Raw genomic sequence first — 24,270 nt, 5'->3', positions numbered from 1 at the left:
TGGGCGCCACGCGTGTGGAGGGGCCCTGCTCCTGGCGGTAGTCAAAGGTGTCAACCAGGTTCGTGGCGTGGCGCAGCGCCTGGGTCACCCCGGGCGGCGACATCACACCCTTGTCGCCTGAGATCTTGCCCAGCACCACTCCGAGCGCTCGGGCCAGGGCACCGTTGCGGTCGGCCTCGCTCTGGCTGTTGACCGGCACCTCGGCATCGTAGGGGCCGGTGGCGCCGGCCACGTCGCCCTCGGTGCGCAGCTCGGCCTGGGCCAGGGCGGTCGCGGCGGGGTCGGCGGAAAGGCGGCGATTTTAACAGGCCGCATTGGCGCTAGGCCCGCATTCGGGCAACAATTCGCCCCGGATACGCCGAGTACTGGACCCTTCATGCGCCGCAGCCTTGCCTTCCTCCTGTCTTTCGCGCTGTGCCTGCCCGCCGCGACCGCCCTGGCCCAGGCCGAGCTGCGCACCGAGGGCGACGTGGCCGGCGCCACCGGCCCCTACGATGCCGAGGTGCCGGTCAACAGCCAGAGCGAGGCCGACCGCAACGGTGCCCTGTCCCGCGCGCTCGGCGTGGTGCTGGGCAAGATCTCCGGCGACAAGGGTGTGATGTCGCGGCCCGGGGTGACCCAGGCGCTGCGCAACGCCAAGAACCTGGTCGACACCTTCGACTACCGCCAGGACCAGGGCACCTCGCCAAGCGGCGCGCCCACCTTCCGCACCATCCTGGTGGCGCGCTTCCGCCCGCAGGACGTGGACGGCCTGGCCGCGGCCCTGGGCCTGCCGGTGTGGCCGCAGCCGCGGCCCAAGCCGGTGGTGTGGCTGGCCATCGACGACGGCAGCGGCCCGCGCCTGGTCGGCGTGCAGCAGTCCAACGCCGCGCGCAGCCTGCTCGACCGTGCGATCGAGCGTGGCTTCCGCCTCGGCCTGCCGACCGGCAACGCCGCCGAGCAGGCCCTGGCCGGCGCGATCTGGCGCCAGGACACCGCGGCGGTGGCCAGCGCCTCGTCGCGCTACAGCCCGCCGATGCAACTGATCGGCAAGCTGTACCGCGGCAAGGCCGGCGGCTGGACCGCGGACTGGACCTTCGTCGATAGCGGCAAGGTGCTGTCGACCTGGTCGTCCAGCGACGCCGACGCGCGCCGCGCCATGGCCAGCGGAGCCGACGGCGCCGCCGATGCCCTGGTCAAGCGCTACGCCAAGGCGGTCAGCGCCGGCCCGGCCGGGATCTACCGGGTAGTGATCACCGGCATCCGCAGCGCCGACGACTACCTGCGCGCCTCCGCCGCGCTGCAGAACGCCTCGGTGGTGCGGCGCATCGTGCCGGTCCGCGCCGATGGCGACCGCCTGGAGCTGGACCTGGACCTGCTCAGCGGCGTGTCCGGTCTGAACCGCATGCTCGGCCCGGACGCCGCGCTGCAGCCGGTGGTCGCGCCGGTCGAGGGTCCGGTGATCCTCAACAGCGAGCCGACGGAGTACCGCCTGAAATGACGCTGTCGCCCGAAGCCGAGATCGCGCTGTTCCTGCGCCGCCTGAAATGGACGGCGGTGATCGTCGGCGTGCTGTGGGTGGTGTGGCTGCTGGCGCCGATCCTGACCCCGTTCGTGCTGGCACTGCTGCTCGGCTGGCTCGGCGACCCGCTGGTGGACCGCCTGGAGCGCGCCGGGCGCTCGCGCAACATGGCGGTGACCCTGGTGTTCGTGCTGATGGTGCTGCTGCTGGTGCTGGCGCTGGTGATCCTGGTGCCGATGCTGGAGCGGCAGATCGTCACCTTCATCGACGTGCTGCCGCAGGCGCGCGACTGGTTCATCGGCACCGCGATCCCGTGGGCCGAGCAGAAGACCGGGCTGGAGCTGATGGGCTGGCTGGATCCGGAGCGGCTGATCGACTGGATCCGCGGGCACTGGCAGCAGGCCGGCGGCGTCGCCGCGACCTTCTTCGGCTACCTGTCGCGCTCGGGCTTCGCGATGGTGACCTGGGTGGTCAACCTGGTGCTGCTGCCGATCCTGACCTTCTACTTTCTGCGCGACTGGGACCTGCTGGTCGCGCGCGTGGCCGCCACCATCCCGCGCAACCACGTCGGCACCATCACCCGCCTGGCGCAACAGTCCAACGAGGTGCTGGGCGCGTTCATCCGCGGCCAGTTCCTGGTGATGCTGGCGCTGGGCGTGATCTACGCCGGCGGCCTGACCCTGGTTGGCCTCAAGCTCGGCCTGTTGATCGGCATCGTCGCCGGTCTGATCAGCTTCATCCCGTACCTGGGCGCGACCACCGGCATCCTGCTGGCGGTGCTGGCCGCACTGGTGCAGGCCAAGGGCTTCGACCTGCAGTTGCTGATCCTGGTCGGCGTGGTGTTCACCGTCGGCCAGTTGCTGGAGAGCTACGTGCTGACCCCGCGCATCGTCGGCGACAAGATCGGCCTGCATCCGGTGGCGGTGATCTTCGCGGTGATGGCCGGCGGCCAGCTGTTCGGTTTCCTCGGCATGCTGCTGGCGCTGCCGGTGGCGGCGGTGGCCAACGTGCTGCTGCACTACCTGCACGAGCAGTACCGGCAGAGCGACCTGTACGCGGGCGAGAAGTCGGCGATCCTGCTGGATACGGTCACCGAGCGCACCACCATCATCGAACTGCCGCCGCGCAGCCCCGACCAGCCGTGAGCGTGCCGCAACTGCCGTTGGCCCTGCGCTATCCGCCGGAGCAACGCCTGGACCGCTATCTGGGCGCGCCGGACGGACTGCTGGCGCAGCTGCAGGCGGTCGCCGACGGCGCCGCCGACGACTGGGTGTACCTGTCCGGCCCCGCCGGCACCGGCAAGACCCACCTGGCCCTGGCGCTGTGCGCGGCCACCGAGCAGGCGGGGCGCAGCGCTGCCTACCTGCCGCTGCAGGCCGCCGCCGGCCGTCTGCGCGATGCGTTGGAAGCATTGGAGGGCCGCGATCTGGTCGCCCTCGACGGCCTGGAAGCGATCGCCGGGCAGCGCGAGGACGAAGTGGCGCTGTTCGATTTCCACAACCGTGCGCGCAGCGCCGGGGTGACCCTGCTGTACACCGCGCAGGCCATGCCCGACGGCCTGGCGCTCAGCCTGCCGGACCTGCGCTCGCGGCTGTCGCAATGTACCCGCATCGCCCTGGCGCCGCTGGACGACGCCGGCCGCGCCGCGGTGCTGCGCGAACGCGCCCAGCGCCGCGGCCTGGTGCTGGAAGACGCGGCGATCGACTGGCTGCTGACCCACGCCGGACGCGACCTGGCCGGCCTGATCGGCCTGCTGGAGCGCCTGGACCGCGAATCGCTGGCGGCGCAGCGGCGGGTGACGGTGCCGTTTTTGCGTAGGGTGGGAATCGGGAATGGGGAATCGGGAATGGGGAAAAGCTGAAGCGCGAGAACTGAAGCAGTACGTAGAAGCCAGAAGAACAAAAAGTAGCGCGCAATCGATGCACTGGTTGCCGCTGCAGACAAAGATGGTTGCGGGGGCAGGATTTGAACCTACGACCTATGATGGGCGACGACGTATGCCGTGGTTGAGTCTGCCGAAGCTCCCGGGAAATCAGCTTTTCCCGATTCCCGATTCCCGTTTCCCCATTCCCAGCCCCTCATCCAACTCCGCCAGCCGCTGCGGCGTCCCCACGTCGGTCCAGCGGCCAGGGTGGTGCAGGCCGTGCAGCTGGCCTCGTTCGGCCTGCGCACGCAGCAGCGGCACCACCGAGAAGCGGGGCGGCACGCCCGGCGCGGTCGGCGCCGGGGCGGCGATGGTCTGCCAGTCGCGCAGCAGGGCGGGGCGGTACATGCCGATGCCGGCGTAGGTCAGCAACCGGTCGCCGGCGTTGTGCACGCGCCCGTCGTCCTGCAGGGCGAAATCGCCGTGCGCCGCATAGGCCGGCGGATCCACCAGCACCAGCTGCGCCAGGCCCGGTGGCTCGGGCGCCAGCCGGGCGAAATCGAAGTCGGTCCAGATGTCGCCGTTGACCAGCAGGAACGGCGCCTCGCCGAGCAGCGGCAGCGCGTGCAGCATGCCGCCGCCGGTTTCCAGCGGCGTGGCGCCTTCGTAGGAATAGGCGATGCGCAGTCCGAACGCGCTGCCGTCGCCGAGCGTCTGCGGGAACTGTTCGGCCAGCCAGGACGTGTTGATCACCACCTCGCGCACGCCCAGCGCGGCGAGCTTGCGCAGGTGCCAGACGATCAGCGGCGTGCCGCCCACCGCCAGCAGCGGCTTGGGCGTGTGTGCGGTCAACGGACGCATGCGCTCGCCGAGGCCGGCGGCGAATATCAGCGCCTTCATGCGCCGGCCGCCGCGCGCTGCGCCAGGGCCGGCTTGATCCGCGTCTGCAGCAGCTGCGCCAGCGGCTGCAGGGTCGGGTGCCGCGGCAATGCTTCGTCGAGGTAGGCGATGAAGCGCGGCACGTTGTCCAGGTACCAGGCCTTGCCGTCGCGGTAGTTCAGCCGCGCGAAGATGCCCAGGTTCTTCAGGTGGCGCTGCACGCCCATCCACTCGGCGTCGCGCAGGAATTGCGCCAGCGGCGGCACCGGAATCCCGGCCTGCAGCGCACGCGCGTGATAGCTGGCGAGCCAGGCGTCGACCTGCGCCAAAGGCCAGCTGACCGTGGTGTCCTTGAACAGGCTGACCGGGTCGTAGGCGACGGGGCCGATCACGCAATCCTGGAAATCCAGCACCGCCGGGCCGTCGGCCGCCGGCATCAGGTTGCGCGGCATGAAGTCGCGATGCACCAGTACCTGCGGCTGGGTCAGCGCGTTGTCCATGAGCTGGCGCTGCACGCCGTGCAGGGCCGCGCGTTCGTCGGCATCCAGGGTGATGCCAAGGTGGCGCTGCAGAAACCACTCCTCGAACAGGCCCGCGTCGCGTTGCAGCAGCGCCTCGCCGAACACGCCCATGCCCGGCGGCGGCGCGATCGCCTGCAGCCGCAGCAACTGGCCGAGCGCGGCGTCGAAGTGCGCGTCCGCCGTGTTCGTGTCCAGGCTCTGCGCCAGGGTCGGTTGGCCCAGGTCTTCCAGCAGCAGGAAGCCGGCCTCCGCGTCCTGCGCCAGGATTTCCGGGACCCGCACGCCGCCGCCGCGCAGCAGCGCGTGCATGCGCAGCCACGGCCGCACGTCTTCCAGGTCCGGCGGCGAATCCATCACGATGCGACTGACGCCCGGGCCATGGCTGCGCCAGTAGCTGCGCTGGCCGGCGTCCACCGAGGCGCGCTGCAGCGTCGCCTGTGCGTCGTCCAGGGCCGTGCGCGCCCAGGCCAGGCGTTGCGCGGCGCGTGCCGCAAGGACATCGGGAACCATCGGGCTGGCGCTCATCGGCAGGCTGCGGCGGAAACGAGCCGCACAGCGTAAACGGGCGCCGCCGCCGTGGCGAGCGGCGCGCCGTGCCTCAGCGCTTGCTGGAGAACAGCCGCAACAAGGCGAGCAGGGCGATGGCGCCGAGCAGCGCACCGAGGAAGCCGGCCGGCTCGCCACGGCTGTACCAGCCCATGTAGTGGCCGAACCAGCCGGCCAGCAGCGCGCCGGCGATACCCAGCAACACGGTGAACAGACAGCCGGAGCGTCCGCTGCTGGGGCCGAGGAAACGCGCCAGCAGGCCGACCACGAAGCCCACCAGAATGATGTAGAGCCAGCTGTCGCTGCCGAACAGAGTGTGCATGGGAAGCGTTCCGGACGCGGAGGGGGATCAGCGTCGGATCGTGCCAGATCGACTGTGATGGCGTCGATGCTTGCGTGCGCCGCGCAGTCGGCACGCCCATGGAAGGCGGCCGCCCGCGCTGCGCGGATGACACCATCGGAAAGGCGCCGCGTCGGAGCCGACGCCTCTCCCACCGCAAGCAGGGGACGGATCAGTCACTCAGGAAACCGGCTTCGCCAATCCCGAATCCCGAATCCCGACATCCCGGCCCCATCAACAGCACCCATGCCCGCCATGCTGCTCGCCGCCGGCCACCGCCGCGCTGCCGGTGGTCTCGCCGCGCAGGCTGGCGGCATGGTGGGCGGCGATCACCCGCGACACGCAGGCGGTGACCCGCTTGCCCATCGGGATGTGCAGGAACTCGTTGGGGCCGTGCGCGTTGGAATGCGGGCCGAGCACGCCGGTGATCATGAACTGCGCACCGGGGAACTTCTCGCCGAGCATGCCCATGAACGGGATCGAGCCGCCTTCGCCCATGTACATCGCCGGCTTGCCGAACGCCGCCTGCGAGGCCGCTTCGATCGCATCCGTCAGCCACGGCGACTGCGCCGGTGCGTTCCAGCCGGAGGAGGACTTCTCCAGCGCCAGCGACACCTCGGCGCCGTACGGCGGATCGCGCAGCAACACGTCCTTGAGCAGTTCGCCGGCGTGCTTGCCGTCCAGCGTCGGCGGCAGGCGCAGCGACAGCTTCACCGCGGTCTCGGGGCGCAGCACATTGCCGGCCGAGGCCAGCGGCGGCAGGCCGTCGGCGCCGGTCACCGACAGCGCCGGGCGCCAGGTGCGGTTGAGCACCAGCTCGGACAGGTCCTCGTGCATCGGCCGCATGCCGGGCAGGAACGGGAACTTGCTGTAGACCTCGTCGCCAAGCACCTCGGCGACCTTGCGTGCCTGCGCCAGCCGCTCCTCGGGGATGTCGGCGTACAGGCCCTCGACCTTGATCTTGCCGGTGGCTTCGTCCTCCAGCCGCGACAGCAGGTCGCGCAGCACGCGGAAGCTCGACGGCACCACGCCGGAGGCGTCGCCCGAATGCACGCCTTCGCTGAGCACCTTGACGCTGAAGTTGCCGCCGGCGAGGCCGCGCAGCGAGGTCGTGCACCACAGTTGTTCGTAGTTGCCGCAGCCCGAATCCAGGCACACCACCAGCGACGGCTTGCCGATCCGTGCCGCCAGATGGTCCACGTAGGCGGGCAGGTCGTAGCTGCCCGATTCCTCGCAGGCCTCGATCAGCACCACGCAGCGCGCGTGCGGGATGCCCTGGTCCTGCAGCGCCTGGATCGCCGCCAGCGAACCGAACAGGGCATAGCCGTCGTCGGCGCCGCCGCGGCCGTACAGACGGTCGCCCTTGAGCACCGGCGTCCATGGGCCCAGGTCGGCGTCCCAGCCGGTCATTTCCGGCTGCTTGTCCAGGTGCCCGTACAGCAGCACGGTGTCCTCGCCGGTGGCGTCGCTGCTGGCCGGCACCTCCAGGTAGATCAACGGGGTGCGGCCTTCCAGTTGCACCACCTCCACCTGCAGGCCGGGGATCGCCTGCGCGCGCGCCCAGCGCTCCATCAGCGCCACCGCATCGGCCATGTAGCCATGCGCGACCCAATCGGCGTCGAACATCGGCGATTTGTTGGGGATGCGGATGTAATCGACCAGTTGCGGGACGATGTCGTCATCCCACTTTTCGCTCAGGAAACGGTCGATCTTGGCACTGTCCATGAAAAGCTCCGAAGTGATTGCACACGTGTGCAGCCATTCTACGCCCCGGTGCCCGTGTAGGGTTTTTCCTACACGGCGACGCGCCGTTTACCTGCTGTTTGTGACGCGTTCCGACGATAGGCTGTACCCATGTGGCGAGCGATGCTGACAACGCCGGCAGGAAAGGCCGGCGAAGTCCCCATCCAAGTCACAAGGAGCGTTGCCATGCAGTCTTTTATCGTGGTCCTGAAGTCGCTGGTCGTTGCCCTGATGCTGTCCGGTTCCGCGCTCGCCGCGGACAAGGTCAACATCAACTCCGCTGGAGCGGAGGAAATCGACCAGGTGTTGGTGAACGTGGGGGCCTCCAAGGCCCAGGCGATCGTCGACTACCGGCAGGCGCACGGACCTTTCAAGAGCGCCGAGGAACTGGCACTGGTGAAAGGCATCGGACTCAAGACGGTCGAGCGGAACCGCGACCGGATCGATGTGGGCGCCACGAAGGCACCCGCACCGACAGCCGCCAAGCAGGCAGCTGCCAAGCCGGTGGAAAGGCGTTAAAGGGATTTGCAACGAAAGGATAGGGCCGGCGCTGGACGCGCGGCCGCAGCCTCACTGAGCAGGATGCGAAGGGGGAAGGCAGGAAGCCGACAGGGAGGTACATCGTCGCCCGGCGTTGCACAGTGACGTGCAGCCGGGCGATGTTTTTTTGGGCGCCATGGCGCCTCTTGCGTCGCCTATTCGGGCTGGCCAAGGACAGGCCGCTTGCCCTGATCGTGCAGAATGCGCGCATGGACTGGTGCACGCTGCCCGCGCGGGTGATCCCCGCCAATGAGTATCGCCGCGAACGCTGGCGCAACGGCCTGGGCTGGACCCGGGAGATCCTGCGTCTGCCGGCGGTCGGCGACGACTGGCTGCTGCGCCTGTCCATCGCCGAGATCGAGCAGGATGCCGCCTTTTCGCCTTTCCCCGGGATCGACCGCGAACTGGTCCTGCTGCGTGGCAACGGCGTGCGCCTGCGTTTCGACGACGGCGAGGAACAGGTGCTGCAGGATCCTTGCGCGCGCCTGCGCTTCGCCGGCGAGCGGCCGCTGCGCGGCGAGTTGCTGGACGGGCCGACCCACGATTTCAACCTCATGTGGCGACGCGACCGGCTGCGCACGCAACTGCTGCACCGGCCGCTGGTTGGGCCGATGCTGTTCTTCGCCGAGCCCGGTGTCGCCTGGGCCGTTCATCTTCTGGCAGGGCAAGCGCAGTTCGATGCGGCCAGCGGACTGCCGCCATTGGCGGCCGGCGACAGTGCCTGGTTGGCCGCCGATGCCAGGCGCCGCTTTGCTTTGAGCGGGGGCGGGGAGGTGTTGGCGATGCGCATCGAGGCCCTGCCGACGAAGGCGGACTGAGCCCGCTCCACCACGCGCGCGGCTCTTGCAGCGTCGACGCCGACCGCGTCCAATGCGCGAACGCGGCCATCCGGGCCGTACAGCGGAAGCCGACAGGTGCTCTCGGACAACAGGTGGTTGGCGAAAATTCTGGTGGCGGACGCGGACGCGGTCTTGCGCGACCGGATTCGCGATTACCTGGCGTGTTTCAACCTGCAGGCCCACGACGCCGACAGTGCGCCGCACCTGCAGGCGCAACTGGCGGCCGGGCATTACGACGCGGTGGTGCTCGATGCCGGCCTCGACGGTGCCGAGGGCCTGCGCTTGTGCCGGCAACTGCGCGACCGCGGCGATATCGCCATCGTGATGATGGCCGACCGCGCCGAGCCGGTGGACCGGGTGATCGGGCTGGATCTGGGCGCGGACGACTTCCTGGTGCGGCCGCCCGACCTGCGCGAACTGGTGGCGCGGCTCAACGCGGTGCTGCGTCGGGTGCGCGCGACCCAGCCGCCGGCAGCGGCGCATGGCGGCTGGCAGGTCGATGCCGCGCGGCACCAGGCGGTGGCGCCGGACGGGCGGACGATCCCGCTGTCGCCCGGCGAACTGCGGCTGATGGCGGTGTTTCTGGAGCAGCCGGGCGAGGTGCTCACGCGCGAGACGCTGCGCACCGCGCTGGGCGACGGCGAGGCCAGCATGCCTGCGGGCAGCCGCGGCATCGATCTGCAGGTCTCGCGGCTGCGCCAGAAGCTCGGCGACGACCCGCTGGTGCCGCAATGGATCCGCACGGTACGCGGCAAGGGCTATGTGTTCGAGCTGCAGCGCATGGGGCTGCCGGCTTCGCGCTGATGGCGCGACGGCGTGGCGTTGCTGGCGTCGCCGCGGCCGAAGCCGCCACCATAGCAGTGGCGGTCGGGTCGCGGCGCGTTGTCCGAAACGCGCCGGCGCCAGGTCTCGCGCGGTGCCCTGGTGTTCTCCCGGCCGCGGCTCATCGAGCAGCGTGCCGCGCTCAGCTCAGCCCCGTGCTAACGCCGCGAAGCCGCTGCTGAGCCGTTCCTGCACTGCGCCGTCGTGGCGCACCAGGAAGCGCACCGCCAGTCCTTCGCGCTCGGCGCAGGCCAGTCCGGCCTCCACACCGAGCACGCTCAGGGCAGTGGCCCAGGCATCGGCACGCATGGCATCGGCGGCCACCACCGTCACCGCGGCCAGCGTCGCGGCGATCGGTCGGCCGCGACGCGGATCCAGCAGGTGTCCATAGCGTCGTCCGTCCTGTTCGAAGTGGTGCCAGCGGTCGCCGGAGGTGGCCACCGCCAGGCCGTCGACCGCGAGCGCGCGCGGCGATGCGTCGCCATGCACCTGCTCGTCCGCAGCGGCCTCGATCAACACCCGCCACGGTTGCGCGTCCGGCTTGCGACCGTAGCCATAGAGATCGCCGCCGACCTCGACCAGTGCGCTTTCCACGCCATGCGCACGCAGCGCCGTCGCCGCCAGGTCGACGCCGTAGCCCTTGGCGATCGCGGACAGATCCAGATGCAGCCCGCCCGGCTGGTGCCAGCGGCCCGCGTCGTCGACGGTCAGTCGGCGCCAGTCGCCCGCGGCGCGGGCCCGTTGCAGTGCGGCGGGCTCCGGCACCCGCCGATCTCCGGCGGTGGCGCCGAAGCCCCACGCGCCGACCACGGCGCCGATCGTGGGATCGAAGGCGCCGCCGCTGCGTTGCGCCACCTCCAGCGCGCAGCGCAGCACCGTGTCGAACGCGGCCGGCAAGGCGTGCCAGGTATCGGCGTCGGCGCGGTTGTAGCGGCTGAGATCCGATTGCGCGTCCCACGTGCTCATCTGCGCGACGACCAGATCGAGCTGCGCCTGGATCGCATCGCGCAATGCGTGCAGGTCGCTGCGTCGGGGCGGCAGCAGCCTGGCGCTCCAGCGCGTGCCCATGCTGCTGCCGTGCAGCGTGGCGATGCCGGCGCTGGCGCGGACTGCGGTCGGTGAAGCGGGGCGACTCACGCGTCGACGCAGCGCGACCGTACAACGGCAGCGCGCAGGTGCCCTACGCGCGACCGTGTGCCGGCGGCATGTTCGGCGTTCCGGTCCCCACGCCCGCTCATGTCTCCGACCAGTCGCGCAGCAGGTTGTGGTAGACGTTGGTCAGGCGCAGCAGCGCCGCCGCGTCCGCGCCGCTGGCGGTCAGCGCCTGGATCGCGGTGTCCAGGTCGAACAGGGTCTGCCGCCGGCCGGCGTCGCGCACCAGGCTCTGCACCCAGAAGAACGATGCCATGCGCGCGCCTCGGGTCACCGGCGCGACCCGGTGCAGGCTGCTGGACGGATACAGGATCAGATCGCCGGCGGGCAACTTGACCTCGTGCTCGCCGTAGGTGTCGTGGATCAGCAGTTCGCCTCCGTCGTACTCCTCCGGCGCACTCAGGAACAGGGTGCAGGACAGGTCGCTGCGCACGGTCAGCGCCGGCTGCGCGGCGCTGGCGGCCTGGGTCATCACGGCGCCGTCGACGTGCAGGCCGTAGCTGCCGCCGCCGCTGTAGCGGTTGAAGCGCGGCGGGATGGTGCGCAGCGGCAGCGCCGCGGCGAAGTACAGCGGGCTGCGTGCCAGTGCGCTCAGCACCGCCTGGCCGAGGTCCTGCTTCAGCGGCGAGGCGTCGGCCAGTTGCAGGTTGCGCTTGACCTGCGCGCCCTGCGCGCCGACGGTCTCGCGGCCGTCCACCCAGTCGGCGGTCTCCAATGCCTGGCGAAACCGCGCGACCTCATCGGCGCTGAGGATGTCGGGAATGTGCAGCAGCATGGGGCGCTCCGGCGATGGACGCCCAGGATAGGGCGTCCACCGCGCGTTGGCAGGCGCGGTCGCTCAGAAGCGGACCTCGGCAGTCAGCAGCACCGAGCGCGGCGCGCCGGGCGTGTAGCGGAAGCCGCTCTTGTTGATGGCGGCGACGTAGTCCTTGTCGAACAGGTTGTAGGCGTTCAGGCGCAGCGCCACGTGGTCGTTGACCGGGTAGCTCAGCACCGCGTCCCACACGGTGTAGGACTTCACGAACGCCGGCGTGCCGACCGCGCCGTCGCGGCCGCGCTTCATCTCGCCCGAGTAGCGCACGCCGCCGCCGACGGTCAGCCCGAACGGCAGGGTGTAGGTGGTCCAGGCGGTGAACGCGCTGTCCGGGGTGTAGGCCAGATCCTGGCTGCCGTCCTGCGAGACGGTCGTGCCCTGGCGCACCCGCGCATCCAGCTTGGTGTAGCCGCTGGACAGCGACCAGCGCTCGGTCAGCTTGCCCACCGCCGACAGTTCGATGCCCTGCACGCGCTTCGCGCCGCTCTGGTAGTACAGCCCGTCGCTGCCCTGCACGATCTCGTTGTTCACGTCGGTACGGAACAGTGCCAGCGTCGCGAACAGCGCGTCGTCGAGGAAGTTCCATTTCGTGCCGACTTCGGCGGTCTTGGCCTTCTGCGGATCGAAGCGCGGATTGTTGGCGTTGTTGGCCGAGGCGCTCAGTTCCAGCGTGCTGCCGCCGGGCGGTTGCTGCGAGGTGGCGAAGTTGGCGTATACGCTCACGTCCTCGTTGGCCTTGTAGACCGCGCCGAGCTTCCAGCTGAACAGCGTGTCGGCGATGTCGGTGTCCAGGCCGACCACGGTGGTGCAGGGCGCGGCGGTGGAGGTGGCGGAACTGCACACCAGGCTGTCGAAGTCGGTCTTGTAGCGATCCGCGCGCACCCCGGCCGTGACCAGGAAGCTGTCGCCGAACTTCAGCGTGTCGAAGGCATAGGCCGAGTAGGTGGTGGTGGTGCCATGGCTGCGCGCGCCGTTGCGCGCGGTGTGCAGCGGCGTGGTGTTCCAGTCCGGCGCATACAGGTTGGCCGGATTGGCCGCCAGCCAGGCGGCGCGGTCGACGATGTTGTGGCCCCAGCTGCGCAGTTCCTCGCGCGAGGCTTCCACGCCGGTGCTGAGGTTGTGCTGCACTGCGCCGGTGGCGAAGTCCACGCGCAGGTTCAACTGGTCGGCGAGGGTGGTGTACTGCTGGTCCTTGAAGGTCGGCAGGCTGCGCAGCACCGTCCAGGTCGCAGGATCCGCCGGATTCGGCGTGCGCAGGTTGGCGGCGTTGGGCATGAACGCGAACAGCAGGTAGTCCTGCTCGTTGCGGCCCCAGCGCGCGGTATTGGTCAGCTTGACCGTGTCGGACACGTCGTGCTCGATGCGGAACGTCGCCATCTTCGCGGTCACGTCGTCGTGGTCGTCGCGGGTGCCGTAGAAGTTGCTGCTGTCCACGCGCGCCGCGCCGCCGAGCCACGGCCGTGCGGGGTCGGGCGAGCTGTAGCCGGGCAGGCCGATCGTCGGCACGCCGCCGTCGGGCACGTTGTCCTGCTTCACGTACAGCAGGTCGAGCAGGTAGCGCGTGTCGGTGCCCAGGCCGAACGCCAGCGACGAGGCCAGGCCCCAGCGCTTGTTGGCGACATGGTCGCGGCCGATGGCGTCGCTGTCCTGGCCCATCACGTTCAACCGCAGCGCGCTGCTGGCGCCCAGCGCCTGGTTCCAGTCCGCGGTGGCGCGGCGCTGGCCATGGTCGCCACCGGACAGCGTGGCGCTGCTGGCGTTGTCCAGGTGCGCCTGCTTGCTGACCAGGTTGATCGCGCCGGTCGGCGCGCTGCGGCCGCTGTCGGTGCCGGCCGGGCCTTTCTCGACCTCGATCTGCTCGATGTTGAACACGTCGCGCGAGATCGAGCCGAGGTCGCGCAACCCGTCGACGAAGATGCTGCTGGAGCTGTCGAAGCCGCGCATGTAGATCGCATCGCCGCTGCTGGTGTTGCCGTTCTCGCCCACATAGAACGTGCCCACGCCCGGGCTGTTGCGCAGCGCTTCGGTGAGGGTGGTGGCGCCCTGTTCGTTGAACAGGTCCTTGCCGATGATGTTGAGGGTCTGCGGGGTGTCGATCAGCGGCTGGGTGAACTTCGGCGAGTCCGGCACTTCCACCAGGTAGCGCTTGGCGCGCTGGGCCTGCACGTCGACCTTGTCCAGGGTGGTGGGCTGGTCGCCGGTGTCCGCATGCGCGGGGGAGAGCAAGCTCAGCCCGCCGAGCAGCACGGCGGTGCTGAGGGTCGGTGCGGCGGCCTGGCGGGTCACGGTGTGTTTGCGGCGCTTGATCGGGGAGGTCATGGGCGGTTCGGTTTGCAGGAGGGGCGGCACCCCGATCGCGGACAGCGGCCGTCCCCCCAGTGGGAGCGGCCGCGGCGGCGAGATCGGGCGGCTGGGCGAAACGGTGCCTGCCGCGCATGCGATGCAGGCAGTGCATTCATTTTCCATGCAAATGCGAATTGTTTGCAATCTCTTTGCCATCGGTGCTGGTCTGCCGCGGTTCGGATAGCCGGACTCGCCAGAAAATGCGGCCCATCGATCAAGGCGCGCAATCGGCCAAATGACCCGGCACTGAGTGGTTTAGGGCCCGTCCGTGCGGGCGCGCGACGCCAGCGCCGACCAGGCGGGCGCTGCGGGGCGGTAGAGAGGCGCGCCGGTGTCAGGCAGCCGATGCTGCCTGGAGATGGCGTGGTACCGACGGCGCAGTGTCGCTGCCGGATCGTCGCACCAGGTGCGTTTCGAGGTATGCCGAAGGAGCGGGTGTGGCAGTGCCGGATCGCGTGTCGCCATGAGCGTCGCCAGTGTCGGCGGACCACGAAGCCAGGCCGGTACTCGCCCTCTGTGCAAGGGCGGCACGCGCCAATGCTGTCGGGATTGGCCGCTTGCGGCGCCCTCCTGCGGCACCGCAAGCAGCGGGGTTCAGGCCGCCGCGGCCTGTGCCACGCGCGGGCCTTCGCGCAGGGCACGGCCGATGAGCCCGACCAGCAGATCCAGCTCTTCGCTGTCCATCGCGAAGTGCGGGGTGAAGCGCAGCGAATTCTCGCCGCCGTGGATCACGTTGACGCCGTGCTGGCGCAGCCACTCCTCGGTGGAGCCGGCGCCGTAGCACTTGTACTGCGGGGCCAGCGCGCAGGAGAACAGCAGGCCGGTGCCCTGGACCTGGGTGATGGCGCCGCCGAGTTCGGCCTTGAGCTTCTCCAGCTTCTGCACCGCCTCGGCGCCGCGCTCGCGGATGTTGGCGCGCACCTGCGGGGTCAGCTGCGCCAGGGTCGCAGTGGCGACGTCGAGCGCGCGCGGGTTGCTGGTCATGGTGTTGCCGTAGGTGCCCTTGCGATACACCTGCGCCGCGTGCTCGGTCACCGCCAGCACCGACAGCGGGTACTGCGCGGCATTGAGCGCCTTCGAATAGGTTTCCAGGTCCGGCGGGTCGAGCTGCTCGAAGCCGGGATAGTCCACCACCGACAGCACGCCGTGCGCGCGCAGGCCGGCCTGGATCGAGTCGACCAGCAGCAGGCTGCCGTGGGTGCGGGTCAGTTCGCGCGCGGCGGCATAGAACGCCGGCGGCAGCGCGCGGCCGGGGTCGCCTTCGCCCATCACCGGCTCCAGGAACACCGCCTCGATGAACCAGCCGTGCTGCTCGGCCTCGGCGAAGGCGCGGCGCAGCGCGTCCACGTCGTAGGGCGCGATGGCGATCAGCCCATCGTCGCCGCGGTAGCTGGCCAGGTGCTGCAGATAGGTCTTGCGGCTGGAGTCGGAGTACATGCCGGGCCGGTCGGTGCGGCCGTGGAAGCTGCCCTTGACCACCAGGCGCTTGATCTTGGCGCCGGCGTGGCGTGCGCCCGGATCGGTCTGCAGCTTGGCGTTGATGTCGACGATGCGTGCGGCCAGGCCCACCGATTCGGAACCGGAATTGAGGCACATGAAGCGGGCGTACGGACAGCCGCCGCGGCGGTGGCCGATCTCCGCACGCAGCGCGCGCTCGAAGCGCAGCTGCGACAGGTTGGGGGTCATCACGTTGGCCATCACCTGCGGCCGCGCCATCGCCTCCAGCACCGCCTCCGGGGTGTGGCCGAAGCCGAGCATGCCGTAGCCGCCGGCGTCGTACAGCACCGCGCCCTTCAGCGTGACCACCCACGGGCCGCGCGCGCTCAGCGCCACGTACGGGGTCACCGCGTCGTCGGCGTAGAAATTGACGAACCCGGCCTGCAGGCGGCGGATCTGCTCGGCCTCGTCGAGGTCGAGCAGGTCGCCGAACTCCGCGGCGATGCGCGCGTAGTCCGCACCGGCCGCGTCGATCGCCGCGCGCAGCGACGGATGCGAGGCCGCCAGGCGCTCGATGCTGGCGTCGTCCAGGCCCTGGGTCAGGCGATCGCCGGCGTGGGCACGGAGCGGGGCGAGGGGGCCGAGTACGGTCATGGAGATCTCCTGAAGGCGGGCTGTCTGGCGACGATCCTGTCTATTATCGGGACAGGATCGTCGAATGGCAGCGTGAATCCGTGCAGGAATTGACGCATTTTCGTCGATTCGACGAAAATGCGTGGTCATGAAGATCACCGCCTCCGACGACGCCCTGCTGTCGCTGCTGCGCGAGGACGCGCGCGCCTCCACCGCCCAGATCGCCCGTCGCCTGGGCGTGTCGCGGACCACCGTACAGAGCCGGATCGAGCGCCTGGAGCGCGAGGGCGTGATCTGCGGCTATACCGTGCGCACCCGCGACGACTACGAACAGGGCCATATCCGCGCGCACATCCTGATCACCGTGCTGCCGAAGAAGATGACCTCGGTGGTCAAGGCGCTGCGCGAGATCGATGCGGTGCGCGTGCTGCATTCGGTCAGCGGCTCCTTCGACCTGATCGCGCTCGGCGTGGTACCGGGCGTCAACGACATGGACGAACTGACCGACCGCATCGGCGCGCTGGACGGGGTGGAGCGCACCACTTCGTCGATCATTCTGTCCACCAAATTCGAGCGGTGAGAGGCCGGGAGTGGGAATTGGCAAGAGCGCGATCCCGCTTCTGTTTCAGCGAATCCCCACTCCCGAATCCCCACTCCCGGCGCCGCTACAATGGCCGGCCCATTCCCGATCTCCCCCGGCGCCTTGAAAAAGTCCGATTTCCACTATGACCTGCCTGAAGACCTGATCGCGCAGGAGCCGCTGGACGAGCGCTCGGCCAGCCGGCTGTTGCTGGTACCGCCGGCACCGGCGCCCTTCGCCGATCGGCAGGTGCGCGACCTGCCCGAGTTGCTGCGTGCCGGCGACCTGCTCATCTTCAACGACACGCGGGTGATCCCGGCGCGGCTGTTCGGACAGAAGAGCACCGGCGGGCGGGTCGAGATCCTGATCGAGCGGCTGCTCGGCGGCCAGCGCGCGCGGGCGCAGCTGGGCGTGAGCAAGTCGCCCAAGGCCGGGGCGCGCATCGCCCTGGATGCCGGCGGCGAGGCCGAGGTGCTGGGCCGCGACGGCGAGTTCTACCAGTTGCAGTTCCATGTGGACGGCGCGTTGGAGCACTGGCTGCAGCAGGCCGGGCGGTTGCCGTTGCCGCCGTACATCCGCCGCGAGCCGGGCCTGGACGATCGCGAGCGCTACCAGACCGTGTTCGCGCGCGAGGCCGGCGCGGTCGCCGCACCGACCGCCGGGCTGCATTTCGACGCGCCGCTGCTGCAGGCGCTGCAGCAGCGCGGGGTCGAGGTCGGGCACGTGACCCTGCATGTGGGCGCCGGCACCTTCCAGCCGGTGCGGGTGGAAGCGCTGGAGCAGCACCAGATGCACCGCGAGTGGCTCAATGTCGGTCCCAGCCTGGTCGAGCAGGTACGGCGCACGCGTGCGGCCGGCGGCCGCGTGATCGCGGTGGGGACCACGGTGGTGCGCGCGCTGGAGAGCGCGTCCAAGGACGGCGAACTGCATCCGTTCGCCGGCGAGACGCAGATCTTCATCCTGCCGGGCTACCGCATCCGCAGCGTCGACGCGATGGTGACCAACTTCCATCTGCCGGAAAGCACACTGCTGATGATGGTCTCGGCCTTCGCCGGCCGCGAGCGCATCTTCGCCGCCTATCGCCACGCCATCGCCGAGCGCTACCGCTTCTTCAGCTACGGCGACGCGATGCTGTTGTGGAGCAGCGAGACGCCGGCAGACCACGTGGGCTGACCCGCGTGAGGTCGTGCGGCCGTGGCGGCCGTCGATCGAACGCGTTGGCGAAGATGGTGGCGTTGTTACGCCCAGCCGGTGAACGCATCGACGACGCGTGCGCCGCGCACCGATGAGCGGGCGTCGCCGCGCTGGCGGTGCATGACCTCGCGCCTCACCTCTGGCCTGCCGCTGCACAAAATGCAAGCCACCGCGAAGCGTCGCGAAACCAGCCTGCACCCGTGTGATTGCACGAGGCGGCGCCCGTACCCTCATCCGCCCCTTCGGGGCACCTTCTCCCGAGGGGAGAAGGGAGAGGCCAAAGCCCCTCTCCCTCCGGGAGAGGGGGGGGGGAGGGTGAGGCAGCGCGCAGCGACAGCCCATCAACCCCGCATCGCGCAGACACGGTATCGCGCCCGTATCAACGACCATGCAGCAGGGGCCAGACGTGCTTGCCAATCCTCAAGAGCTTCACCACGGCCGCAGGCCCGTCATCCCGACTCCCCAATCCCGACTACTTGATCGGCTCGTCCAGCATCAGTTCGCGCACGAACCGCACCGGCGGGGCGCCGTAGGACAGCACCTGGTCGTGGTAGGCCTTGAGGTTGAACTTGGCGCCGAGCTTGTCCTGCATCGCCTTGCGCAGGTCCAGGTGTTCCTGCACGCCGACGAAGTAGGTCGGCAGCTGCGCCGAGGTCAGCTGTGCGCGCACCCACTTGCCCTCGGCCTCGCTCTGCTGCTGGAAGGTGTCGTGGACCATCAGGTGCAGCGCCTGTTCCTTGCTCCAGCCGTCCACGTGCACGCCCTGGTCGAGCAGTGCGTTGGCGATGCTGCGCAGGTAGAACTTCAGCTGCACCAGGTGGAACAGCGGATCGTTGTCCAGATAACCCTGCTCCTGCATCATCCGCTCGGTGTACACCGCCCAGCCTTCGGCGAACACGCCCGAGCGCAGCACGCCGCGCAGCGTCGACGGGAACTTGGCCGAGTGCCAGCCTTCCACGTAATGCCCGGGCACGCCCTCGTGGATGCTCAGCAGGTGGATCATGCGGCTGTTGTACTCGCGCAGGAACGAGTCGGCCTGCTGCGCGGTCCAGTCGTCGGGGATCGGCGACACCGCGTAGAAGGTCTTCAGGTTCTTGTCCAGCGGACCGGGCGAATCGCAGTACGCCACCGCCACGCCGCGCTGGAATTCGGGCATCAGGATGATGTCCACCGGCGCATCGGGCAGGGTCACCAGATCCTTCTTGCGCACGAAGTCGGTGGCATCGGCCAGCGAGGCCTTGGCGGCCTCGACCACCTTGTCGCGCGCAGGATGCTGCGCATAGGCCAGCTCCAGCGCCGCCTCGATCGCCTTCTGCTGCTGTTCGTCGCTGGGCGCATCGACCAGGGTCGGTGCGCCGGGTTTGTCCTTGAGCACGGTGCGGGCGATGCCGTACATGTCCTGGCGCACGCGCGAGAGCTCGGCCTCGGCGCGCTGCTTGATCTCGGCGCGCGACAGCGATGAGTTGAGCGCGAACTTCAGCTTCTGGTCGTACTTCTCCGCGCCGAGGCGGAAGTCGCCCTTGGCGTTGGGCACCAGGGTCTGGTCCAGCCAGGTCTGCTGTTCGGCCACGGCTTTCTTCAGGCCCTCGATCGCCGCCTGCAGGCGCTGCGCGTCGGCCTGCGGCAGTTCCTGGATGTGCGGGACGATGAAGCTGTCGACGATGCTGAGGATGCCGCGGTTCTGCTTGGCCACGGTCTTGGCGCTGATCTCCGACACGCGGGCCGGGTCGAGGTTGGCGCGCGCCTGCGCGAACAGCGCCGGGATCTTCTCCATGCGCGCGGTCGCCGACTTCAGCCGCTCCGGCAGCGGCGCGAACTCGCGCGCCATCAGCCCGTAGATCGCGCCGCCGGCCAGGCCGTTGTAGACCTGCGGGTCGGTCGCCCAGCTTTGTGCCACCTCGCTGTTCCAGATGTCCGACTGCAACTGGTTGCGCAGGATCGCCGCGTCCACCTGGTTCTCGCGCGAGAGCTTGGTGGTGTCGAGCTTGTCCAGTTCGGCCAGCAACTGCTTGCTCGCGTCCAGGCTCTTCTGCCGGCCGGCGGCGCTGAGGTCGTCCAGTTCGCTGTCGTAGCGATGGTCGCCGGTCTGGGTGGCGCCGACCGGGGACAGCTGCATCCAGGTGTCGACGGCGCGCTTGGAGAGCGCGGCGAACGCAGTGTCCGCGGCCGGGTCCGCCGCGGCGGCGGCCGAGCCGGGGGCGGCGGTGCTGGCGGCAGGCGCGTCGGCGGGTTTCTGGCAGCCGGCAAGGGCGGCGAGCAGGGCGGCGGCGAGCAGGTGCTTGCGCATCGGGGTTCCTGGAGTGGGTCGATCCACCAGGGTAGCTGCGCCGTGCTGCCAGCGCCCCTGCCATTGGATTACCCTGAACGCTTTCGCCATTCAGGAGCATCGCAATGCAGGACAAGGGACGTCGCCTTCATGGCCATGTCGCACGCGATACGGCGTTCGATCCGGAAGCCGCGGCCGCAGCGGCTGGCACGCTCGATGTCGTCGCGCCTGCGCGTGGGCGCTGGTGTTGCTGGGGCGCTTCCCTGGTGCTGGCGGTGTCGATCGCTGCCTGCAGCCGCGGCGGCGAGAGCGCGGCGCTGCCGGCCGCTCATCTCTATTCCGCCGATGCCGCCAGTAGCGCGGCCAGTGCCGCCGAGGCCGCAGCGCAGGCGGCAGAGGCAGCCGTCGCAGCGCCGCCGCCGAGTCCCGGCGCTTTCGCCATGCCGTCCCTGGCCTATGAGCACGAGGTCGATGTGGCATTGCCGGTGGCACAGATTCCCGCGCGCCTCAAGCAACTCCAGGAAAGCTGCCTGAAATCCAGTTTCGGCGCATGCACGGTGTTGCAGGTCGAGCAGCGCGGCGGCGAGCAGCCGCGCGGTGAGCTCAGCGTGCGGATCGCGCCGGCCGGGGTCGAGCCGTTGATCGCGCAGGCGGGCCAGGACGGCCAGATCGAAAGCCGCACCACCCATGCCGAGGATCTGGCGCAGGCGGTGCAGGACAACGACGCGCAGCGCCAGCGCCTGCAGGCCGAGCAGCGGCGCCTGCAGGAGTTCCAGCAGCGCCGCGATCTCAGCGTGGCCGACATGATCGCGCTGTCGGAGAAACTGGCCGCCGTGGAGACGCAATTGCTCGCCACCAGCCAGGAAGCCGCGCAGCAGCGCCGGCGCCTGGATACGCAGCGGGTGACTTTGACGTTCTCGGCGCCGACCGCCGAGCGGAGTCGCAGCGACATCGGCGAGGCGCTGCACGACAGCGGCGAAATCTTCGCCGGATCGATCGCCTGGGCGATTCGCGCGGTGGTGGGGCTGGCCCCGTTCGTGCTGCTCGGCTATGCGCTGTGGCGGCTGATCGCCTGGCGCCGACGTCGGCGTCGTTCGGCCTAGGAGACAGGCGCTGTTCCCGTCCGATGAAATCGCGCGGGAGCGGATGGAGGTGAGTGTGCGTGGTGTTGCCACGCGTTGCCGACGGAACGGTGGCACGTCATCCAGCGGCCGTGAATGATGAGGGGGACGGGTCGCGGCTGAAGCGGCTGCTACCGTTCTTCTCGTCTGACACTCAAGCTTGAGCAACAGCAAAACGACTCCTGCCGGGGCTCGCGATACATTGGCTGGGTGCACTGTGGGAGGGACTTCAGTCCCGACGCCTTGAAGTCGGGTGCCTGAGGCACGGCTGGCGCCTCTGGAAATCCAGGATGCTTGCCATGGGCACGCCAGGATGCTGCGCCATGCGGCGCAACGTCCCGGATGCAGGCCCTCAGCCTTCGTCCTGTTCGAACTCCACGACCACGTCCAGTTCGAACGCCAGGGCTTCCACGGCCTCGCGCACCTTCTGGGCGGTGGCGGCGTTGCCGGCCTCCACTTCCACTTCGTGGGTGCCTGGTCCCTGGTCGTCGGGCAGGCCGGCGGAACTGGAATCGTCGTCGTCCATGTGCGGCATCAGGTCGTCGATTTCCTCGACGTGCTCGATGCCGTCCAGGCTCGACAGCAGGTTGATGATGGCGCGGGCGTCGTCCTCGCTGCCGGTGATGCGGATGCGGAGCTGGGGCATGGGCCTTCCTCTTGGGGGGAAGGCGCAGGCTAGGCAGGCATCGGCTAAGGCGGGGTGATGACGCGCTCAATGCATCGGCGCGACCGCATCCGGCCCGGCATGTTCGGCCACGGGCAGCAGCAGCGCCTCGGCGGCCGCGCGCAGCAGCGTCGGGGCGATGTAGCGGCGATGCGCGGCGGCGATCAGTGCCATGTACAGGTGCCCGAAGCGGTTGCGGCAGGCCACCCGCGTTTCCAGGCTCAGTTCGGCGCTGCCGTCGTCGCGCAGCGTCACCCCGACGCAACTGCGGAACACCAGGTGGCGATCGTCGGCACCGAGCAGCACCTGCACGCGCCGCGCTTGTGCTGATGATGCCTGCGCCAGCACGGGGAAGCGCCCAGCGAACAGCTGATCGCGCTGCGGCGACAGCAGCGAGGACACCGGGCAGCCCAGCGGCGAGGTGCGCAGCCGCAGCGGCGCCACCAGCACGTTGCGCAGGCGCATCAGCCAGGTCACGCCGCGCGGCGGGTGCTGCAGGAAACCGTCCAGCAACGCCGTCATCAGCGCATGCGCACCCAGCGGCCGCAGCGCCTGCGCCGGCACCCTCAGCCGCACGCTGTCCTGGTGATGGTGCGCGGGCAGCTGCGGTTCGAGCAGCGAGCCGGGCAACAACTGCGGCGTCACCCGCGCCCGCGGCAGGCGCGGCGCCAGTGCCGCGAAGCCGGCCGGATGCCGCCAGGCACCCAGCCGCTGCCGCAGGCGCCCGCTGAGGGCGCGCAGGCCGGCACACCAAGCCAGGCGCCGGCTGCCCGGCGAGGCCGCCAGCGACAATCGCACGGTCGGTACGGCCAGCCCCTGCGCCTGCGGCGACGCCAGCAGGGTCGCGACCGGCGCCGGCAGCAATTCGGTGAGCGTGGCGATATCGGCAGTGCCGGCCAGCACCTGCGCGCGTACGTCCTCGGTAAGCGCGCCGCCGGCTTCGTCGCTGTGGCAGGACAGGGCGAAGAACGCCGGATGCCCGGACTGCGCGCGCAGCGGCGCGAACTGGTGCCAGGTGCCGCCGCCGAAGCGCACGCTGAACAAGCAGTCGGCGGGCAATTCGACATGCCGCAGCGCGGCGAGGAAATGCTGCGGATCCTGCGCCAGCTGCGTCGGCGAGGCGGTGCTGAAACGCAGCAGCGCGCCGCCGCTGCCGGTGATCGCGGTGAACATGCGATGCCCGGCATGGCAATGGAACGGATGGCCGCCGCTGCCGACCGCGAACGAGTACAGCGCGGTGGACTCGCCGTTGCCGAAATCGGTGCCGGCCAGGCGCGCCGAGGGTTCGTCCAGCGCGTCGCGGAACTGCGGATGCGCGCGCTGGCGCAGGCAGGCCTGGGCGATCAGCGGATCGCCGGCGCCGACGCCGAGCTGGGCGATCAGGACGACCTCCACCGGCAAGCCGCCGCTGTAGGAGGGCAGGCGCACCGAGGGGAATCCGGTCTGTGCGGCGGCGTGTTCGCTGAGCGGTGCGGCGGTCATCGGCGGACTCCTGTTGCCGTGGCGGAAGAATCAGGCGGTGCGCTTGGCTCGCTTGCGCGACTCGCGTTTGAGCGGGCCGGCGCTGGGGCAGATCTCGAAGGCGAAACCGCTGAGGGTGTTGACCAGGTTGTCGGGGGTAAGCCGGTAGACCACGAACTGGCCGCGACGCTCGCTCGCCACCAGCCCCGCCGCTTCCAGCACCGACAGGTGCCGCGAGATCGCTGGCGCGCTCATCGCGAAGCGCTGCCCGATCTCGCCGGCCGTGAGTTCCTGTGCCGACAGGTAGGCCAGGATCTCGCGGCGCGGGCGCGAGGCGAGGGCTTCGAAGACGCGGTCGATGGACATCGGGGATTAGCTAATTAACGAATTAGTTAATTAATGACGCGGTGTGTGTCGCTTGTCAATGGCGTCCTTGCTGGCGCCCCGTGGTTGAGCCGATTCGCGTGGTTTCCCGCAGGAGCGGCTTCAGCCGCGACACAGGCCGACCGGTAACGCCGCTGTCGCGGCTGAAGCCGCTCCTTGTATCTGGACATGTCGCCCCTAAACAGGCGTCATGTCTTCCGACTGATCATCGGAGGAGGTGTGGGAGGTCCAGTCGCTCCTAAAGCTTCGAGCTTGCATCGTAGATCGGCTCCGCCCTCCACATGCTGGCCCTTGTGTGTCCGAACGGTATCCAGAGTCCGCCCCCAGGCGTGAACTCGCATCGACAAGGCAGGACCGGGCCCAGCGCCGATCATGACCCTGACACGATGGAGGAATCGCCTATGTCTGCCGTCATCGGCATCGACGTCGCCAAACGCAGTTTCGATGTGGCCATCGAGCTGACCAATGGCAAGCACCGTACCAAGGCCAAGTTGTCCAACGATGCCAAGGGCTTCCAGGCCCTGCAGGCATGGCTGCAGACGCATGCCCAGCCCGATAGCTGGATCGCCATGGAGGCCACCGGCACCTACCACCAGGCGCTGGCCGAGTTCCTCCACGCACGCGGC

23 protein-coding genes are annotated in these 24,270 nt (G+C 69.7%); 10 read left to right on the top strand and 13 right to left on the bottom strand.

The window, feature by feature from the left end; all coding sequences use genetic code 11:
- Nucleotides 1–265 (bottom strand): DUF2066 domain-containing protein (locus tag CEK65_RS14050; protein WP_152182125.1); only part of this gene is annotated, 265 nt, incomplete at its 3' end.
- 111 nt (nucleotides 266–376) lie between these two features.
- Between CEK65_RS14050 and CEK65_RS14045 the strand changes: the two genes are divergently transcribed.
- Genes CEK65_RS14045 through hda form a run of 3 tightly spaced genes read left to right on the top strand, consistent with a single transcriptional unit; the run spans nucleotide 377 to nucleotide 3,362 of the window.
- Nucleotides 377–1,480 carry a DUF2066 domain-containing protein gene (locus CEK65_RS14045; protein WP_152182121.1) on the top strand — a complete coding sequence of 368 codons (1,104 nt, stop codon included), beginning with the start codon at nucleotides 377–379 and terminating at the stop codon, nucleotides 1,478–1,480.
- Entirely contained in the window at nucleotides 1,477–2,646 is a 1,170-nt protein-coding gene (locus CEK65_RS14040; RefSeq protein ID WP_017909199.1) for an AI-2E family transporter, read from the top strand. Before CEK65_RS14045 ends, CEK65_RS14040 begins: the two co-directional genes overlap by 4 nt.
- The gene (gene hda / locus CEK65_RS14035) at nucleotides 2,643–3,362 is read left to right on the top strand and encodes a DnaA regulatory inactivator Hda (protein ID WP_010344086.1); all 720 of its coding nucleotides are present in this window, start codon (nucleotides 2,643–2,645) and stop codon (nucleotides 3,360–3,362) included. Before CEK65_RS14040 ends, hda begins: the two co-directional genes overlap by 4 nt.
- Before the next feature lie 171 nt (nucleotides 3,363–3,533).
- On the opposite strand, the gene murU is transcribed toward hda, so the two are convergent.
- From murU to CEK65_RS14015, 4 genes are all read right to left on the bottom strand, one after another.
- Nucleotides 3,534–4,265, bottom strand: coding sequence for an N-acetylmuramate alpha-1-phosphate uridylyltransferase MurU (gene murU / locus CEK65_RS14030; RefSeq protein ID WP_148829370.1), 732 nt, complete (start codon nucleotides 4,263–4,265; stop codon nucleotides 3,534–3,536).
- Nucleotides 4,262–5,290, bottom strand: coding sequence for a phosphotransferase (locus CEK65_RS14025; protein WP_152182120.1), 1,029 nt, complete (start codon nucleotides 5,288–5,290; stop codon nucleotides 4,262–4,264). Before CEK65_RS14025 ends, murU begins: the two co-directional genes overlap by 4 nt.
- 73 nt (nucleotides 5,291–5,363) lie before the next feature.
- Entirely contained in the window at nucleotides 5,364–5,633 is a 270-nt protein-coding gene (locus CEK65_RS14020) for a GlsB/YeaQ/YmgE family stress response membrane protein (protein ID WP_010344083.1), read from the bottom strand.
- 252 nt (nucleotides 5,634–5,885) lie between these two features.
- Nucleotides 5,886–7,376: a M20 family metallopeptidase gene (locus CEK65_RS14015; protein ID WP_017913798.1), complete on the bottom strand. Its 1,491-nt coding sequence runs from the start codon at nucleotides 7,374–7,376 to the stop codon at nucleotides 5,886–5,888.
- Between the two features lie 204 nt (nucleotides 7,377–7,580).
- On the opposite strand from CEK65_RS14015, the gene CEK65_RS14010 reads away from it, so the two are divergent.
- The 3 genes from CEK65_RS14010 (at nucleotide 7,581) to CEK65_RS14000 (ending at nucleotide 9,577) form a co-directional block, all read left to right on the top strand.
- Complete coding sequence (locus CEK65_RS14010; RefSeq protein ID WP_017909203.1) at nucleotides 7,581–7,913, top strand: ComEA family DNA-binding protein; 333 nt, start codon at nucleotides 7,581–7,583, stop codon at nucleotides 7,911–7,913.
- Between the two features lie 230 nt (nucleotides 7,914–8,143).
- Entirely contained in the window at nucleotides 8,144–8,752 is a 609-nt protein-coding gene (locus CEK65_RS14005; RefSeq protein WP_152182124.1) for a HutD family protein, read from the top strand.
- Nucleotides 8,753–8,884: 132 nt separating this feature from the next.
- Nucleotides 8,885–9,577, top strand: a complete 693-nt coding sequence (locus tag CEK65_RS14000; protein WP_017913796.1) for a response regulator transcription factor — start codon at nucleotides 8,885–8,887, stop codon at nucleotides 9,575–9,577.
- Nucleotides 9,578–9,742: 165 nt separating this feature from the next.
- On the opposite strand, the gene CEK65_RS13995 is transcribed toward CEK65_RS14000, so the two are convergent.
- From CEK65_RS13995 to CEK65_RS13980, 4 genes are all read right to left on the bottom strand, one after another.
- Nucleotides 9,743–10,663, bottom strand: a complete 921-nt coding sequence (locus CEK65_RS13995; RefSeq protein ID WP_152182123.1) for an FAD:protein FMN transferase — start codon at nucleotides 10,661–10,663, stop codon at nucleotides 9,743–9,745.
- 166 nt (nucleotides 10,664–10,829) lie between these two features.
- Nucleotides 10,830–11,522: a Fe2+-dependent dioxygenase gene (locus tag CEK65_RS13990; RefSeq protein WP_152182119.1), complete on the bottom strand. Its 693-nt coding sequence runs from the start codon at nucleotides 11,520–11,522 to the stop codon at nucleotides 10,830–10,832.
- A gap of 63 nt (nucleotides 11,523–11,585) precedes the next feature.
- Entirely contained in the window at nucleotides 11,586–13,880 is a 2,295-nt protein-coding gene (locus CEK65_RS13985; RefSeq protein ID WP_152182118.1) for a catecholate siderophore receptor Fiu, read from the bottom strand.
- A gap of 618 nt (nucleotides 13,881–14,498) precedes the next feature.
- Nucleotides 14,499–15,995, bottom strand: coding sequence for an aminotransferase class III-fold pyridoxal phosphate-dependent enzyme (locus CEK65_RS13980; RefSeq protein ID WP_152182117.1), 1,497 nt, complete (start codon nucleotides 15,993–15,995; stop codon nucleotides 14,499–14,501).
- 127 nt (nucleotides 15,996–16,122) lie between these two features.
- Between CEK65_RS13980 and CEK65_RS13975 the strand changes: the two genes are divergently transcribed.
- Nucleotides 16,123–16,554 carry an Lrp/AsnC family transcriptional regulator gene (locus tag CEK65_RS13975; protein WP_017909210.1) on the top strand — a complete coding sequence of 144 codons (432 nt, stop codon included), beginning with the start codon at nucleotides 16,123–16,125 and terminating at the stop codon, nucleotides 16,552–16,554.
- Between the two features lie 90 nt (nucleotides 16,555–16,644).
- A complete protein-coding gene (gene queA / locus CEK65_RS13970) occupies nucleotides 16,645–17,727 on the top strand; it encodes a tRNA preQ1(34) S-adenosylmethionine ribosyltransferase-isomerase QueA (RefSeq protein WP_226980579.1) in 1,083 nt (360 codons plus the stop codon).
- 493 nt (nucleotides 17,728–18,220) lie between these two features.
- Here the strand turns inward: queA and CEK65_RS13965 are convergent, their stop codons facing one another.
- Nucleotides 18,221–20,035, bottom strand: coding sequence for a DUF885 domain-containing protein (locus CEK65_RS13965; RefSeq protein WP_152182116.1), 1,815 nt, complete (start codon nucleotides 20,033–20,035; stop codon nucleotides 18,221–18,223).
- Between the two features lie 254 nt (nucleotides 20,036–20,289).
- Between CEK65_RS13965 and CEK65_RS13960 the strand changes: the two genes are divergently transcribed.
- A complete protein-coding gene (locus CEK65_RS13960; RefSeq protein ID WP_148829383.1) occupies nucleotides 20,290–21,117 on the top strand; it encodes a DUF4349 domain-containing protein in 828 nt (275 codons plus the stop codon).
- A gap of 370 nt (nucleotides 21,118–21,487) precedes the next feature.
- Here CEK65_RS13960 and CEK65_RS13955 read toward each other — a convergent pair whose 3' ends face one another.
- The 3 genes from CEK65_RS13955 to CEK65_RS13945 all read right to left on the bottom strand — a co-directional run bounded on the left by CEK65_RS13955 (nucleotide 21,488) and on the right by CEK65_RS13945 (nucleotide 23,626).
- Nucleotides 21,488–21,781: a hypothetical protein gene (locus tag CEK65_RS13955; protein WP_017909065.1), complete on the bottom strand. Its 294-nt coding sequence runs from the start codon at nucleotides 21,779–21,781 to the stop codon at nucleotides 21,488–21,490.
- A 66-nt stretch (nucleotides 21,782–21,847) separates the two neighbouring features.
- Nucleotides 21,848–23,281 carry a DUF2867 domain-containing protein gene (locus tag CEK65_RS13950; protein WP_152182115.1) on the bottom strand — a complete coding sequence of 478 codons (1,434 nt, stop codon included), beginning with the start codon at nucleotides 23,279–23,281 and terminating at the stop codon, nucleotides 21,848–21,850.
- Between the two features lie 30 nt (nucleotides 23,282–23,311).
- The gene (locus CEK65_RS13945; protein ID WP_150409007.1) at nucleotides 23,312–23,626 is read right to left on the bottom strand and encodes a metalloregulator ArsR/SmtB family transcription factor; all 315 of its coding nucleotides are present in this window, start codon (nucleotides 23,624–23,626) and stop codon (nucleotides 23,312–23,314) included.
- A gap of 419 nt (nucleotides 23,627–24,045) precedes the next feature.
- Here CEK65_RS13945 and CEK65_RS13940 point away from each other — a divergent pair.
- A partial coding sequence (locus CEK65_RS13940; protein WP_152182114.1) for a transposase occupies nucleotides 24,046–24,270 on the top strand: 225 nt, incomplete at its 3' end.

Origin of the sequence: Xanthomonas sp. LMG 12459, assembly GCF_009192905.1 — a bacterium.
Lineage (GTDB): Bacteria > Pseudomonadota > Gammaproteobacteria > Xanthomonadales > Xanthomonadaceae > Xanthomonas_A > Xanthomonas_A sontii.
Note: the sequence above shows the minus strand (reverse complement) of the source record. Positions and strands in the feature narration are given on the sequence as shown.

What these genes read in the sequence shown, in the direction of transcription:
- CEK65_RS13955 (WP_017909065.1), bottom strand. Translation starts at nt 21,781, where the DNA reads ATGCCCCAGCTCCGCATCCGCATCACCGGCAGCGAGGACGACGCCCGC.
- CEK65_RS13990 (WP_152182119.1), bottom strand. Translation starts at nt 11,522, where the DNA reads ATGCTGCTGCACATTCCCGACATCCTCAGCGCCGATGAGGTCGCGCGG.
- CEK65_RS13985 (WP_152182118.1), bottom strand. Translation starts at nt 13,880, where the DNA reads ATGACCTCCCCGATCAAGCGCCGCAAACACACCGTGACCCGCCAGGCC.
- CEK65_RS13975 (WP_017909210.1), top strand. Translation starts at nt 16,123, where the DNA reads ATGAAGATCACCGCCTCCGACGACGCCCTGCTGTCGCTGCTGCGCGAG.
- CEK65_RS14020 (WP_010344083.1), bottom strand. Translation starts at nt 5,633, where the DNA reads ATGCACACTCTGTTCGGCAGCGACAGCTGGCTCTACATCATTCTGGTG.
- CEK65_RS13995 (WP_152182123.1), bottom strand. Translation starts at nt 10,663, where the DNA reads ATGGGCACGCGCTGGAGCGCCAGGCTGCTGCCGCCCCGACGCAGCGAC.
- CEK65_RS13945 (WP_150409007.1), bottom strand. Translation starts at nt 23,626, where the DNA reads ATGTCCATCGACCGCGTCTTCGAAGCCCTCGCCTCGCGCCCGCGCCGC.
- CEK65_RS14025 (WP_152182120.1), bottom strand. Translation starts at nt 5,290, where the DNA reads ATGAGCGCCAGCCCGATGGTTCCCGATGTCCTTGCGGCACGCGCCGCG.
- CEK65_RS14010 (WP_017909203.1), top strand. Translation starts at nt 7,581, where the DNA reads ATGCAGTCTTTTATCGTGGTCCTGAAGTCGCTGGTCGTTGCCCTGATG.
- CEK65_RS13950 (WP_152182115.1), bottom strand. Translation starts at nt 23,281, where the DNA reads ATGACCGCCGCACCGCTCAGCGAACACGCCGCCGCACAGACCGGATTC.
- CEK65_RS14015 (WP_017913798.1), bottom strand. Translation starts at nt 7,376, where the DNA reads ATGGACAGTGCCAAGATCGACCGTTTCCTGAGCGAAAAGTGGGATGAC.
- CEK65_RS13965 (WP_152182116.1), bottom strand. Translation starts at nt 20,035, where the DNA reads ATGCGCAAGCACCTGCTCGCCGCCGCCCTGCTCGCCGCCCTTGCCGGC.
- CEK65_RS14005 (WP_152182124.1), top strand. Translation starts at nt 8,144, where the DNA reads ATGGACTGGTGCACGCTGCCCGCGCGGGTGATCCCCGCCAATGAGTAT.
- queA (WP_226980579.1), top strand. Translation starts at nt 16,645, where the DNA reads ATGGCCGGCCCATTCCCGATCTCCCCCGGCGCCTTGAAAAAGTCCGAT.
- CEK65_RS14045 (WP_152182121.1), top strand. Translation starts at nt 377, where the DNA reads ATGCGCCGCAGCCTTGCCTTCCTCCTGTCTTTCGCGCTGTGCCTGCCC.
- CEK65_RS14040 (WP_017909199.1), top strand. Translation starts at nt 1,477, where the DNA reads ATGACGCTGTCGCCCGAAGCCGAGATCGCGCTGTTCCTGCGCCGCCTG.
- murU (WP_148829370.1), bottom strand. Translation starts at nt 4,265, where the DNA reads ATGAAGGCGCTGATATTCGCCGCCGGCCTCGGCGAGCGCATGCGTCCG.
- CEK65_RS13980 (WP_152182117.1), bottom strand. Translation starts at nt 15,995, where the DNA reads ATGACCGTACTCGGCCCCCTCGCCCCGCTCCGTGCCCACGCCGGCGAT.